We start from the raw sequence: 14,977 nt of genomic DNA on the forward strand, positions 1-14,977 counted from the left end.
CTCCTTTAGTTTGAGAAATTACCGTAACGATGGCGCTCACATGCTTAGTGCGGGTAAGACATTCAGCTTTTCCTGGTCAGATGGGTACAGGAGCTCTGACGCACATTACAAAGATGAGCGGGGTGTCGGTGACTCTGATCGTTCATCACCAACATTACGCTTGTGTAGAGGCACCACCACCTCTACTTCAGTACCGGCGCCGGGTTGGGAATTGACCGTAAATGAACCGCCGAGTTCAAGAGCGCGCTCGCGCATACCGAGTAATCCGAAATGACGCCCCTCGCCAGAAAGGGGGGCCTGTGGATCGAAACCCTTCCCATCATCGGTAATCCGAATACGCACGTGTTCAGCATTCAGTTCAAGCAAAATCTGCACATTGCGGGCCGCTGCGTGTTTCACAATATTATTCAACGCCTCTTGAACAATACGGAAAAGCGGTTGTTCTATCCCCCGCACATGGCGCTCATCACCGATGACGTTCAATTCTATCCGCAAACCTTCACGATGTGCAAGATGCTGGGCATGGTGTTGCACTGCCGCAACCAACCCCTGATCGCGTAAGGCTGGTGGTCGCAACTGAAAGATGAGGGCCCGCATCTCGGCTAGTGCAGCGGTAGCTGTCTCGTGCAATCGTTCGAGCAGCACCGGCACTCGCGCCGGATTACGCTCAAACTGTGCCCGTGCCGCCTGTGCTGTCAGCGTCATACTAAAGAGCTGCTGGCTTACGCTGTCGTGAAGTTCGCGCGCCAGGCGATGACGCTCTTCGATCACGGCTGCCTGTTGTGCACGCTGGTACAGTCGGCCATTCTCGACTGCACCAGCCAGCATGTCGGCTACGGTCTCTAAAACCGCAGCATCTTCTTCGGTCAGGCCAGCTAATTGCGGTGATTCGATATTGAGGACGCCCAGAGTTTTACCATTGGTGACTAGCGGCACACACAACTCCGAGCGAATATCGAGCCGCTCACTTAAGCCTAGATAGTCTGTTTCGGCTGCAACATTCTCGGCACGCACAATTTGACCGCTACGTGCCGCACGCCCAACCAACCCCAGATTAATGTGCTGCCGATAGCCAACCCGTTCCGGTGCATAACGTCCGGCTGAAGCGACCAGGATCAGTTCGCTGGCATCTTCATCGAGCAAAAAGAGGTCAACTTGTGGGTAGCCAAAACCCTGTTGGATGCGTTGAGTAGCCAGCGGCAACGATTCACGCAGATCGAGCGTAGCAGTGATGATGCGAGCAATCGAATTGAGAACGGCTAACTGATCGGCGCGACGTTGTACTTGCGCTGCCAGTCGCTGCGCTTCGGCATAAAGGCGGGCACTAACCAGTGGGCCACTCACCTGAGCAGCAATCGCTTCGAGTAATTCTACATCTTCGTCGCTGAATGCACCGGCCTGCTGATGCACCACGCTTAACACTCCAATCACGCGCCCACCGCTGCGTAGGGGCGCAAGAATGTACGATGCAACATCAGGGCCAAACAAAACCGTTTCCGGAGCACTTGCCCAACAATCATCCATTACAAACGATTGACAACGTTGCACTACCCATGCCAACGGGTTATCGTGAAGCGGTAACTGCTTACCGATAAAGTCGGTCAACGGAGGCACCGCCACGGCAACCGTTAACCCCTGCTGATCATCAAGCAGAGCTACCAGACCACTCCCAAACGCTGTTGCCAAACGCTGAACAGTTTGGTGCAAGATGACGTTCAGATCGAGGGTCGCTCCAACGGCGCGGCCCAACTCAGCCAGCAACTGCTCTTTTGCCAGCAACCGGGCGCTCCGCTCGGCCAGGCGCACATTTTCTACCGCCAAGGCAGCCTGACGGGCAATCGCCTCCACCATTCGTACCATGGTCAGATCAAGCTGATCGGGCCATGCCAGGACAATCACGCCGATCAATCGACCACCCCGACCGCGCAAGGGGGTTAACAATGCTGCGTATGGGGCAATGACCGCCGTATCGGGTACATCAGGTGGCAGTTCAGCCGCTGGTATCAGGTACGAACTACTCTGTCGATACTCAGGACGCAGCAACGGATGGTAGATCGTCGGCCCGATTGGTGTTGTGCGCAACTGATCAATCAAAGATGGCTGAATACCGGCAAAGGCAACTGCATAGAGTGTCTCATTATCGGCGTCGTGTAAACGTGCATACACCGACGGACTGCCAACAATTCGGCGTAACGTTTCGACCACTTCACCGAGCAGGCTTTCAGGAGTATCATCGGCTCGTAACGCATCACCAAATGCCAGTAGATCTCCCAATGGGAGCGAGCGATCAGTAGCAGCGGTTGCCATGTGCGAAGAACCGGTCATAGTGTACTCTTTCCGAATGATCTGGCATTGTCACCCGAAGTGGTGGCAAGGTCCTATATTATCATCACAACACCATCCCGCTTACATTATGATACACCACCGATAGGGCGTTTCAAAGCTCTTTCCTTGCCCAACAGTGGCGAATTGGAGTCATTTGGAATCGGTGATAGAGGCAGCTTACCCTCTTGCGGGGCCTAACGATTGCGCTTGTTCCGCTTACGCATCACAAGACGTAGACGGGGAGGTTCAGGCGCGCAGGTAAAAGAAATCCAAAAAATGAAAAGCCCTGACTAACGACAGTGATAATTAACGAACAGGTTCGCCCATGGTACAATGACACCAATTCATCTGGACAACATCAATAACAAAACCTCATTGAACGTAGAACGACTATGGGCATTAACACCGATCAGCTCCAAAGATCACTTTGCGCACTTGAAACCGCTCTCGCCCTGTACGAACGTGCAACAGCCACGCAATCTGCCAATGAACAAGAGGTTTTCCGTATGGCGATCATCAAGGGGTTCGAGTTGGCGCAGGAGATCTCGTTCAAGCTGATCAAGCGGCGGTTACGAGACTTCGGGTATACCAGTCGCCGCTTGGAAGCGACACCGGTCAAAGAACTTCTTCGTCTTGCTGCTCAGCACAGCTTGCTTTCGCTTGCCGAAGTCGAGCGCTGGTTTTCCTACCGCGACAATCGTAATAGCACGGCTCACGATTACGGTGAAGCCTTCGTTCAGCAGACGCTGTGTCTCCTGCCCAATTTCATTCGTGATGCACACGCCCTAGCAGAGCGACTACACACTGGCTCACTCCTCACCGGGGAGGAAGAATGACCGATGTACCCAACCTCGATTTGCCACCAAACTATCTGAAAAAAGTACGTTCAATTCTGCAGCAGTACGTCCCCGACTACGACATCTGGGCTTATGGGAGCCGTGTGAAAGGCGGGGCGTTCGAGGCCAGTGATCTCGATCTGGTGGTGCGGAACCCGCGTCAGTTATGGCAACCATGCGATCGACTGGTCGAACTACGGTCTGCTTTTCTTGAGAGCGACCTACCCATTCGGGTTGATGTGATCGATTGGGCGCTTCTGCCACCTGCCTTTCAGTACGAGATCGAACGCGGGTATGTGGTAGTGCAAGAGGGGAAATTGCCAGAGGCGGATGCTTCTTCACGGCAATAGTAGGGGCGGAAGATTGGTCACCTATACCGATCCGCCCATCACGCCAGCCTTATCGTCATCACCGTCTGAGGCGTCGGTGCCGTCGTGCACTTACTCATCACGATCTTCAACCATTATCGGTGCTACACCTCGCCCGATCATAATCGGACCGAAAAGGATTGTCTGTTCGATAACAATTGCCCGTCGCTTCAACAATTCGAGCATTGCCCAGAAAGCGACAATCACCTCTTCCGTTGTCGGTTGCGCCGTTAGCAGATCACCGAAATCGAACCAGGCTGTGTGTTCGAGCCGTTCGCGGATCCGTGCCGCGACTTCGGCTACTGTCAAGCGGGGAGGCAAAACGACCGCTTCAGGTTGATCGAGCGGTAACTGAAGCTGTCTTCGCCGCTTAAGCGCCCGGAGCAGATCGTTCAGGTGGTAGTTCATAACCACCTTCGTTGATAGCATAAGTTGCTCGGATGGTGGCGCCAGGCGCCCAAATGTACACCGACCCTGCTCTTGCCAGTGGCGTAACTGATCGGCCACTTGCTTGAAGCGGCGATACAACTCTAACTGTGCGGCCAACTGCCCGGCATCTTCATCAATCGGATCAGGTGCTGCATTCGGCGAACGTGGCAACAGTGCCCGTGATTTAATCAGAATCAACCGGGCTGCCAGACTCACAAACTCCGCCAGCTCGCGTGGCTCAACCTCTTCTAAGGTGCGCACATAGGCCAGATACTGATCGGCAACACTCGCCAGGGCAATGGTCGTAATATCAAGTTCCGCCCGTTCGATCAAGCGCAGCAGCAAATCGAGAGGGCCGGTAAACTCTGGTAAAGAAATCGTGTAGGGCATAGATCAATGTTGTTCATCGGCCCATTGCAGGCGAGCGGCGCGTCCTTGCGGATGGGGATCGTGATAGTGCCGGAGTGTCTCGACGATTTCTGGTGGACAACCCGCTGCAGCCGCCATTCGCGCCCCGCGTACAGCGTGTTCGGCATAAATAGCAATTGCCGGAATAAAACGAGCCGCGATCAGATAGAGCGCTGGCCACCGCTTGAGAATCGTTGCCAACACATACCATCGCAGCGCCATCGGTCGACCCTCATCATCAACTTTGCCGCAATCGTGATACAGAGCAGCCCGCAACAAAAACTCATCATGCTCCCCTTCTGCTACCAGGGTCTGATACACATCGAGACAGTGGCGCTGATCGTACAGCGGCATCTGCAAAAACAACCGCTGTTCAGCTGGGGTCAGCAACTGGGCAACCAGCTCATATTCTGCTGGCGTAACCTGTGAATCTAGCGCATTGCGAAACTGACGAAGACGGTACGAGAGCGACATACGGGTACTGTAGCTAATGAACAGCCGAGCAAATGACCGACTATGTATTATATCAAATCAGGATCGATGCGACGATTCTATGCCGGATAAGGCCAGAGCTTTTCGACGTTTTCACCCTTCTCGGAAATGATGTGAGAAGAGGAAGAGCGGGTTTCAAGCAAGCGCAATCCTCTCCCACGCGGCAAGAAGAAGCGGATGAGGTGAGGAATGGTGATCAGCAGCCCAAACTCCCGGCGAGACCGTGTGGATCGGGGATTATCGTGAACGAGTGTGTGATCTTTGTCAGTGTCGCTTTGTTTTTAACGGTCGTGAAGCTAAGAACCCTGAAAAGTCGTAAAAGATTGCAGCATCCTAAGTAATATGCTGGTACAATATTCTGGTAGTTATGCTGTAGCACAAATTCGATCAACATAAGAGTGTTTGAAACACGCTCATAATTAATTGGAACTCGATCTAAGCTATCGTCTAACGAGGTCCTGTAGCACACCATGGTATAAGGTTATTTCGTGAGCCTTGCCTTTCCTTCCTTGCCCCTTATCGGAGAATGAGGGTAATTTGGAGAAAATTATTGACTCTGAGAAAACACTGGGTCGATGAGGCATAACACATGGGTAATCGCTACAAAGACTGGTGGCGGCAGGCGGAAGCGGACTTACGCCATGCCCGCAATGCGCTCGCCGATGGAGATTACGAATGGAGTTGCTTTGCCGCACAACAGGCCGCAGAAAAAGCGATTAAGGCACTTTTCCAAAAGCTGGGAATGGATGCCTGGGGCCATACATTAACGGTGCTAATTGGAAATTTGCCCTCAACCATCCAACCGCCAACTGAGCTGATAGATTATGCCCGTATTCTGGACAAACACTACATTCCTACACGATATCCAAACGGCTTCGATTCGGGGGCACCGACCGATTTCTACACTTCTATGGAGGCCCAATATGCCATTCAATGCGCCGAGTCCATCCTCGAGTTCTGTCGTCATCAAATCGATTGACCGTGCCTCCATTGAGCAGGCTGTTGCCCACTACGCTGCCAGGTTGCGTGCCGAGCACGCGGAAATCGAACGTATTATCTGGTTTGGCTCCTGGGTGAACGGGATACCTACCCCTAAAAGTGATGTTGATCTATGCGTGATCGTCGCTTCGACAGATAAGGCTTTCCATGAACGAGCCGTCGATTTTTTGCCGGTTGGCTTTCCAGTGGGAATCGATCTGTTTGTTTATACATCAGAAGAGTTCGAGCGGTTGCGTAAAGAGCATCCCAGTTGGTATGAGAGTATTCAATCTGGGCGCGAGGTTGGGAACCCCGCAAAGGAGGATGGCGAGAGCTGAAAACCAATCATATGCAAGCGTAAGAAAGGAGGTTCAGCACCGTATAAACGAGCAGACTACACGTGCAAATGGAAGAAAGTAGGGGAGTAGTATCATTGAACCAATGCCGACGTCTGAGTTATTGATATGCCAAAATGTTCCCTCCCTTATCGTGTAGTACACGACTGAGACTCTTACCTCTCTGACTGTCCTCTTTCGGAATCATTTCTATCGAGCGAAGAGATTGGTCTCGCCTGAACATCGCTCTCTTTCGACTACAAAATCAAAAGAGAGTAGTGATGTGACCGCCTTCTCACACCGCCATGGGCTGTACTGAGTCGGGTGAGCATGTTTGTCGGATAGGCCATTCTCAAACCGGAGTAACAGCAATGGAAGATTGGATGATCTACGGCGCCAACGGTTACACCGGTCAACTGATTGCACGAGCAGCGGTACAGGCTGGTCTGCGCCCAAGATTAGCTGGCCGCAATGCGGTACAGATTACAGCTTTGGCGAATGAGTTGAACGTACCATTTACGATTTGTCGATTAGACAACGAAGCTGAATTGCATCGGGCGTTGCAGGGTATGCGTCTGGTTCTCCATTGTGCCGGACCATTTCAGGAAACCAGTGCACCAATGGTACGGGCGTGTTTGCAGTCTGGCGTGCACTATCTCGATATTACCGGTGAGATCAGTGTTTTCGAGGCAATCGCGCAGCAAGATCGTGCCGCTCGACAGGCTGGCGTAATGCTCATGCCCGGTGTCGGTTTTGATGTGGTTCCTTCAGACTGTCTATCTGCCCACTTAGCACGTCGGCTTCCAGGTGCAACCGAACTGACGCTAGCCTTTCGTGCACTTGGCAGTATCTCTCGTGGTACTGCGATCACGATGTTGACCATGGCAGGGCAAGGGTGCGAACGGCGTCAGGGCCGACTAGTAGCGACTCTACCGCTTCGTGATGTGCGAACGTTCGACTTTGGTCATGGCCCTCAGCCCTGTGTAAGCATCCCGTGGGGTGATGTCGCTACCGCGTACTATACGACCGGTATTCCCAACATAACGGTTTTCGTGGCCATCCCGCGTCGAATGTTGCCCTGGCTGGGAATAGTACGGACACTGTTGCCAATCCTACGACTCAGGCCTGTACGACACATACTGCGAGCCTGGTTTAGACGGACGCTTGAGGGACCAGACGAGACAACCCGTCGCACCGGGAAGAGCATCATCGCCGGTGAGGCAAGAGACGAGCGTGGGCAACGGGTAATGAGCCGTTTGGTTGGTCCCGAAGGCTACGCGCTCACGGTTATGACTGCCGTGCTTATCGTTCAGCGTGTGTTGAATGGGCAGATTGCAGCAGGATTTCATACACCGGGCGGGCTATATGGTCCAGACCTCATTTGTGAAGTACCAGGTGTAGCACGCTACGATGTAGAGAATAGTTCAGAGCGTGATCAGAAACAATGATCTTGGAGAGCCGACTCAGAACACTACGATGGAAGTATCTTGCAAAGGTAACACATGGTCGGCCCAGATCGCGTCGGATATGGATTTGTCGTATTGTCGTGTTGTAGATAGTCATTGCTAGTGACAATCAGTTCGACGAGAGTGAAAAAATCCTTTCACCCCCTATTGGCATCTCAGCCATACAGGTAATGAGGGTTGGACAACCAGGATCGACCATGATGATACGATCAAATTGACATCGCTACACCCTCGGCGATAGCATAATCCTGCTCCAAACCATCCCTTCCACGATACAGTAGAACACACCCGCACCGCTTCTTCGGAGAGACGCGGTGCGGCAAATAAGGCACTACGAGCGCATCAACAGCTCAGGTTTCTGATCGCGCTCTTGTAAACTATTCCTTCTCTACCGATTCGGCGATAGAGATGAACATAATTAGCGAGAAGCGCATTTCTCTCGGCAGCAGTACAATCGACCAGAGGCAGGAAGAAAAAGCTAGATACCTTTGCCAACTCTACATCACTGTCTGAAGAGTAGGCCGCAGCCCGGTGAAGTATCGTCTACGTGTACGTGCGTAAAGCTTGCGCGCTAGATACCCGCTCTACCTGCCACAACGCCGAACAATCTAACGACTCTTCAACTGACGCAGAAGCTGCTGCCGCTCTTCCGCCGTCACCAATCCAAAACTATCACCGCGATTGAGGTACACGATTTCCTCATTCTTGATCCCAACCACCAGATCGAGCATTCCATCACCATTCATATCGGTTAGACGCATCGTGACTGGCGTCAGGTTCTCATGCGCCCCAACAAGGTACGGACCTACAATGGTTCGTGTCTTAGTCACGTCACCTCCTGGAATCTCTAGAATGAGTACCTGACGATCAAGATTCATCGCGATTAAGCGTGTTGGACCAATAGTCTCTTCAGGACGACCAACTTCGGCGATCAGATGAAATGTGCGTGGCCGACCATACTGCCAGTCGTCGAGCAGTGTCTGACCCCAACTAATAAAAGCACTCACCAAAACGTATATAGCGAGAATTGCCAGCAGGCTGGTTACAATATAGGCAGAATTGCTGAGGGCCAGCTTGGGCATGGCAATTGAAGACATCCGACGTGGTGAGCGGATTTCACGACTGGTCACTGCCATTGCGGGCCTCCTCTCCAGAGAGTGTGTCTATAAAAATAGAACAAAGGTTCGATAGCTCACTTGTTCGGAATTATAGCAGAGGTATTGTTGACTGTCAAGAACTTTTGTGCTGCATAGGATTTTGCAAAGTTTTCAGTTTTCGGCAATACGTGATGCGCTAAAGCATGTCATGCTCCTGCTCACGACGAGCCCCGACCTGTACCGTTTCGCTGGCCTCTGGCCCGCGTCATACAGTATGCGGGGGTAACAATTGCACGCCTCATAAACACTTCATTGACCGATAGCCTTACTCATTCCATCACCTGAACAGACCAATTTGCAATAGTCGCCAACATATGTGACGGTGACAACTAACTGTTATTATCACCGTCTCAATGTCGAGAACTAGCGCCTGCGCATTGCCGCGATACTCTATCCGTTCATCGGTGCGTTAATCACGACAGAATTGAGAGTCATCTATGCAACGTCTAAGCGCCTGATCAAAAACGTTTCATCGGGCATGTACGGCGCCCGTGCGACTACAGCGTGAGAGGTTTTCAGCGTTCTTTCTCTCAGACCTACGTTCCTCCCCTCTTCCCTACAGGGAGAGGAGGAGGCCAGGGGGAAGGTGAGGGCCGCCAGGTGTGCTCCGCAGCACCGATGCCGACACTGTTGCAATATATTAGCGATGCGGCTATCGTCCTCTCCCAGCATCACTGCGTTCTTCGCAGCACGAAACGGAGACAACCGTCGCTGACCTGCATCTCCCTCTGTCTGCGACAGCCGGGTATCCTTCTCCCAAACTTATACGTTGGCGAACGGAATGCGGTGAACGGATGGGATCAGTGCGGCGTAGGAGTGGCACGATAAGACCCGGTTCCTCGTGCCAGAATTGGTATAAGCTCCACCAACCGCGGGCATGTGGTTATGGTAAAATGCAAGACGGTGATCATTATCAACAAAGCGTTTCCTGGTAAGTGCGGCTGGCGCCGTGCACGAATTTCCTCTCCTTGCCTCCTCTAACACGGCAGCAGGGGTTGAAGCCAGGAAATAAGTTCGCAACGTATAGACGCTCGCTCAGATATAGTGTAGTACCTGCCATATGTTGATTGAGTTGCAGATTCAGGATTTTGCAATTATTGACCGACTGCATCTGCGCTTTGAGCAGGGTTTTAACGTGCTGACCGGCGAGACCGGTGCCGGCAAATCGATTATTATCGATGCGCTCGGTACGTTGCGCGGTGAGCGCGTTGATGCGACATTCGTTCGGGCAGGGTCTACCCGTGCTCGTATTGAAGGCGTTTTTAGTCTCGATGATTGCCCGCAACTCATCCCATTGCTGAGCCAATACGATCTGCTCGATGAGGGCGATGATCAGCTCATTTTGACACGCGAGATTTCGGCTGAGTCGGGGCGTAGTGTCGCCCGTGTGAACGGACAGGCGGTAAACAGCGCAACGCTGCGCGAGATTGGTAGTCGATTGATTGATATCCATGGTCAACACGAGGGTCAATCGCTGTTTAATCCACGTACCCATCTTGATCTGCTTGATCGCTTCGGTGAACTGCTGCCCTTACGTCAGCAGGTGGCCGATCAACTTGCTGCATTGCGCAGAGTTCAGGCACAGTTAGCCGATTTACGCGCCGGTGAAGCGCGTCGGCAAGCTCGCATTGAAGAGTTGCAACTGTTACGTGAGGATGTTATTGCTGCAAAAATCAAGCCCGGTGAAGAGGAAGAACTCCTCCGCGAACGCAGTATTGTCCAGAACGCAGCGCGCATTGCAACCCTGGCAGAAGACGCCTATCGAGCGCTTTATAGTGGTGAGGGTGGACGTGGAGGGCGTCCGGCAACCGAGGCGATGGCGCTGGCTGTGAGTGCGCTCAATGAGCTGAGCCGTTTTGATGACCGGGCTGAGCCTATCGCTCGGCAAGCTGCCGAACTGCACTATCAGCTTGAAGACCTAGTTGTTGCCTTGCGCCGGTATCGCTCGAACCTTGAAGTTGATCCACATCGGCTTGATGCGATTGAAGATCGGCTGACTGTTTTGCGCAATTTGCAGCGTAAGTATGGGGTTGATCTGGCGACGTTGATCGAGCGGGCAGCGAACGCTGAACACGAGATTGAGCAATTGAGCAATAGTGCATCTCAGATCGCAGCGTTGGAACAACAAGAACGAGTATTGTTAGACGAGCTGGCCCGTTGTGCCGGTGAACTCTCACAACAACGAAAACGAGTCGGTGAAGAACTGAGCCGGCAAATCAGTATTGCCATGAACGATCTGGCAATGCCAAATATCCGTTTTGCAGTGCAATTTACCTGGGAAGATGATCCTGACGGGCCGCTGATTCATGATCGACGCCTGGCATGCGACCGTACCGGCGTTGATCGGGTTGAATTTCTAATTTCGCCGAACCCCGGTGAACCGCTGAAACCACTGGCGCGGATCGCGTCGGGTGGTGAAAGTGCCCGTCTGTTGTTGGCGCTCAAATCGATTTTGTCACAAGTTGATGATGTGCCGACGCTGGTCTTCGATGAGATCGATGTTGGTGTCGGTGGCCGTGCTGGTCACGTGGTTGGTCAAAAATTGTGGTTCATCAGTCAACGTCATCAGGTGTTGTGCATTACGCATTTGCCCCAGGTAGCAGCTTTTGCTCATGCCCATTATCACATTCGCAAAGAAGTTGTTGATGGCCGCACACGTACCAGTGTTGAGCGCTTGTCGCCTGAGCAGCGGGTTGAAGAGATTGCCGCCATGCTCGACGGTACTCCTGGCGATCACAGTCGGGCTAATGCTCGTCAGATCCTCGAACGAGCGCAAGCCTGGAAGTTGCATCGTCAGGCAGAACTTACCCGGTCGTGATGTTGCACCATACAGAAGTTCCCTCGTTCATGACTCCCCGGTACGGCCACGTTATAGTGTTGGAACAGAGAGGTTGTTGGAATCGATATGTCCTCACAACATACAATCAGCCGCTGGAGTGCTCGTATCGTCGAGGCGAGCTGGTTGCTTGCCCTCACGCTCATACCAATCTATTTCAATCTTTATTCAGCTCGTCATTTTGAACCTGATAAGGCTGCTGTTTTACGTTCACTGGCCCTTGTCGGTGCTGCGGCGGCGCTGATCTGGTTGCTCAGTCGGGTCGATCAACGTTCTACCGCGACGCAGCGGATTGGTTGGGATTGGGCAACCCTCCGCAAACATCCTCTATTCTGGCCGATCACCGGTTATACGACGATCTTTATTGTTACGACTATCACCTCGGTAACACCGGCTACCAGTCTGTGGGGGTCTTATCAGCGAATGCAGGGACTGTACACGTTTCTGTCGTATCTCGTATTTGCTCTGCTGATTGCAACAACCCTGCGTTCTCCTGCTCAACGTGAGCGCTTTATTTCGCTCAATCTGTCTACTGCAACGGTGGTTGCTCTTTACGGCATTATGCAGCACTACCAGCTCGATCCGTTGCCATGGCGAGGTGACGTTATCTCGCGTGTTGCCTCAACGTTGGGGAATTCAATTTTTGTTGCTGCATACTTGATTATGATCGTCCCACTGGCGCTTTACCGGTTATTCGCTGCCCTGGCAGCGATACGGACAGCGCCAGTTCCGACTCAGCCATCTGCCGAGTGGCGTTGGGCGATCATCCGCGTGCTCTTGTGGCTAGCCGGCGCTTTGCTCATTCTGGCAACGGTCAAGTTCAGTGTAGCAGTCCGAACAGTGGATTTCCGGTACTGGTGGTGTTTTCCAGGCGCTATTTTCTGTGCATCGGCACTTTGGTGGCTGCTGACTGTATCGGGTAGCTCTGCTCTTCCACGCTGGCCCCTTGTGCTGACCCTAATCTACCTGCTCGGCTTTGGTATTGCGTTTGCGGTCAATGCAGCTAGCGGTATTCAGCAGGTTGCTGCGGCTGAGGTTGCGGCCAATGCCCTCGATTGGTGGCTCTGGTTAATACTGGCTGTTGTGGCATTGGTCGGTGCCTACGGCCTGAGTATGCTTGGGAGAGCACCGCAAGAGCCATCACGTCTTACCTGGCAACTCCGAGCGACAGGCAGTACAATCGTGCTCGGACTGATACTGACCACGATCTTTTTCAGTCAGAGCCGTGGCCCGTGGATCGGGTTGGGCGCCGGTCTCTTTCTATTCATTTCGCTGGCCCTCTGGTTTGGAAAACAACGCTTCGCCGCCGATGGTGATCAGCGCAACAGTCGTCGGTTGGGGCAACTGTTAGCAGGTTGGGTCGCAATAACGCTGACGGTTGGTGGGTTCTTGATCGTGTTTAATGTGTCAGACGCCCCCTTCTTCCATCGGCTACGTGATGTTCCCTACATCGGTCGGATGGGTCGGTTGCTTGAGATTGAGAGCGGTACCGGCCTGGTGCGACGGCTGATCTGGTTTGGTGATGAACACGCTGGCGGTACGCTTGCGCTGATCACGAGTGACCCTCTACGGCTCTTCATCGGTTGGGGGCCGGAAAGTATGTTCGTAGCGTTCAATCGCTTTTATCCACCATCGCTGGCGAATGTCGAGGCGCGCGGTGCTTCCCCTGATCGCTCGCATCAGGCTCTCCTCGATGAAGTTGTAACCAAAGGTTTACTTGGCCTAGCAATGTATCTCTGGGTGATTGGCAGTCTGACCATGTATTGCCTGCATCAATTACGGACCGCAACAAGCTGGCGTCATCAACTGCTCGTTATTGCAATTCTTAGCGCAGTGACGGCACACCTGGTTGAAGGGTTGACCGGTATCCCGATTGTTGCCACCCTGATGATGTTCTGGATGTTGCTGGGCCTGAGTGTCGCCGTAGCCCATATGGAGAGCGTGCAGCCATCGGTAACGATTACCGAACCGCAAACGATACCGGCAAAGCCGACCGGACGCCAACCCGCTCGTCGCAATCCGCCACGCCCTGCATCGCGACAGGCTGATAAAAGTATGCTTGGGGTTGCTTGCTTGATTGGATTGTGTACCACTGCTCTCATCTGGTGGCTGAACCTGCAACCGATTTATGCCGATATGCGTTTTCAGCAGGCCCAAAGTTATGCCGATCAGGGTCAAGGGTCAGCGCAAACATTGCTGGCAGCTCTAAACGAATACATTGGAACGATCCGGGCTAATCCGAGTGAGGATTTTTACTATCTTCATCTCACCCGTACTCTTATGACGCTAGCAAATACGCTGCGTGCGCAAGGGAGTGCGCTTGGTGATGCCGGTCAGGTTCACCTCGATACACTCCTCCAGCTTGACGGGATTCCGGCAGTTACGGCCTTCGTCCAACGTTCATCACCGATACGTCTGCTGGCCTATGCTGAAGCTGCTTTGTTACGCGCTCACCAGATCAGTCCGTTGAATAAAGATCACTACGCAAACCTGGGTCGCGTTAATACCTTTTGGTACGGCTGGACGGGTGACGTGCAACGGCTGTATACAGCACTCCAATGGTATGAACGGGTCGCCACGATTGCACCTCGTGATGTAACCTTGATAAACGAGCGGGCTGGCGTTCTGATGCAATTGGCCGAATACGCTACTACCAGCGGTGATGCTCATCAGGCAGGTACCTTTTTTCAGCAAGCCGATGAGCTGTTGCAGACCTCAGCCCAACTTGATCCACGCTACGGTGATACAGCACTACGACGTGGTGACCTAATACGCTTCCGTACCGGCGATCTTGATGCAGCAACGACCTTCTACGTACAGGCAATCGAACGTTCACCGCAGCAGGTGGTAGACAACCTCGATCGCATTGCCAGAGCTTTGAGCAGTCGCCCTGATTTGCTGAGTCAACTGCGTCGCGCATTTGCGGTGCAGGCTGAACGTGCTGAACAAACTCTAGCCGATGTCAAAGGGAAACCAGAACGGGCCATTGAGATACCGACGCTGGTAGATCAGGCTGGCAGATTATACGCGGCTGTGGCCCACCTGGCAGTTCAGGCTGGCGATATTGCCGGCGCGGTAGAGCCATACGCCCGAGCGGTGGCGATTCAGCCCGAAAACGTTGCGCTCAGTCAACAATACACGCTGGTATTGAGCGAGACACTTCAGTATGACGCCGCTATCGCTGAAACCCAACGCATGTTAGCAGTACTTAGAAACAGAGGCCGTACCAGTGAAGTAGCACAGGTGGAGCAGTTGAAAGCAGTGTTGGAACAAGTCCGCCGCTAGTCGGTACCACACTGGTTATTAGCCGGGTTGGCAGGGTTATTGGAACATCATCAATGCACTGG

Annotated in this window: 11 protein-coding genes; 7 read left to right on the forward strand and 4 right to left on the reverse strand. The window is 53.0% G+C overall.

Translation table 11 applies throughout. From position 1 onward, the window contains the following. Nucleotides 1-105: 105 nt before the first annotated feature. On the reverse strand, nt 106-2,325 hold the full coding sequence (locus QTO31_RS14575) for a GAF domain-containing protein (RefSeq protein ID WP_301429800.1): 2,220 nt from the start codon (nt 2,323-2,325) through the stop codon (nt 106-108). 392 nt (nt 2,326-2,717) lie between these two features. Here QTO31_RS14575 and QTO31_RS14580 point away from each other — a divergent pair, with 392 nt between their 5' ends. Together QTO31_RS14580 and QTO31_RS14585 are read left to right on the forward strand one after the other, a co-directional pair. Further along, entirely contained in the window at nt 2,718-3,161 is a 444-nt protein-coding gene (locus QTO31_RS14580) for a nucleotidyltransferase substrate binding protein (RefSeq protein ID WP_301429802.1), read from the forward strand. Next, on the forward strand, nt 3,158-3,511 hold the full coding sequence (locus tag QTO31_RS14585; RefSeq protein WP_031458818.1) for a nucleotidyltransferase family protein: 354 nt from the start codon (nt 3,158-3,160) through the stop codon (nt 3,509-3,511). Before QTO31_RS14580 ends, QTO31_RS14585 begins: the two co-directional genes overlap by 4 nt. Before the next feature lie 90 nt (nt 3,512-3,601). Here the strand turns inward: QTO31_RS14585 and QTO31_RS14590 are convergent, their stop codons facing one another. Together QTO31_RS14590 and QTO31_RS14595 are read right to left on the reverse strand one after the other, a co-directional pair. Then, a complete protein-coding gene (locus tag QTO31_RS14590; RefSeq protein WP_031458817.1) occupies nt 3,602-4,348 on the reverse strand; it encodes a segregation and condensation protein A in 747 nt (248 codons plus the stop codon). A gap of 3 nt (nt 4,349-4,351) precedes the next feature. Further along, entirely contained in the window at nt 4,352-4,840 is a 489-nt protein-coding gene (locus QTO31_RS14595) for an HDIG domain-containing metalloprotein (RefSeq protein WP_031458816.1), read from the reverse strand. A gap of 607 nt (nt 4,841-5,447) precedes the next feature. Between QTO31_RS14595 and QTO31_RS14600 the strand changes: the two genes are divergently transcribed. The 3 genes from QTO31_RS14600 (at nt 5,448) to QTO31_RS14610 (ending at nt 7,619) form a co-directional block, all read left to right on the forward strand. Next, nucleotides 5,448-5,837 carry a HEPN domain-containing protein gene (locus QTO31_RS14600; protein WP_301429804.1) on the forward strand — a complete coding sequence of 130 codons (390 nt, stop codon included), beginning with the start codon at nt 5,448-5,450 and terminating at the stop codon, nt 5,835-5,837. Next, a complete protein-coding gene (locus QTO31_RS14605; protein WP_031458376.1) occupies nt 5,782-6,174 on the forward strand; it encodes a nucleotidyltransferase domain-containing protein in 393 nt (130 codons plus the stop codon). The genes QTO31_RS14600 and QTO31_RS14605 overlap by 56 nt, the downstream gene beginning before the upstream one ends. 368 nt (nt 6,175-6,542) lie before the next feature. Then, nucleotides 6,543-7,619 (forward strand): saccharopine dehydrogenase family protein, encoded by a 1,077-nt coding sequence (locus QTO31_RS14610; protein WP_031458375.1) that lies wholly within the window; start codon nt 6,543-6,545, stop codon nt 7,617-7,619. A gap of 626 nt (nt 7,620-8,245) precedes the next feature. Here the strand turns inward: QTO31_RS14610 and QTO31_RS14615 are convergent. Beyond that, a complete protein-coding gene (locus QTO31_RS14615; RefSeq protein WP_031458374.1) occupies nt 8,246-8,773 on the reverse strand; it encodes an FG-GAP repeat domain-containing protein in 528 nt (175 codons plus the stop codon). A 1,081-nt stretch (nt 8,774-9,854) separates the two neighbouring features. On the opposite strand from QTO31_RS14615, the gene recN reads away from it, so the two are divergent. After that, nucleotides 9,855-11,612: a DNA repair protein RecN gene (gene recN, locus QTO31_RS14620; RefSeq protein ID WP_031458373.1), complete on the forward strand. Its 1,758-nt coding sequence runs from the start codon at nt 9,855-9,857 to the stop codon at nt 11,610-11,612. 87 nt (nt 11,613-11,699) lie between these two features. Next, nucleotides 11,700-14,915: a hypothetical protein gene (locus QTO31_RS14625; protein ID WP_301429805.1), complete on the forward strand. Its 3,216-nt coding sequence runs from the start codon at nt 11,700-11,702 to the stop codon at nt 14,913-14,915. Nucleotides 14,916-14,977 lie beyond the last annotated feature (62 nt).

This window comes from Chloroflexus sp. MS-CIW-1 (assembly GCF_030444705.1).
Lineage (GTDB): Bacteria > Chloroflexota > Chloroflexia > Chloroflexales > Chloroflexaceae > Chloroflexus.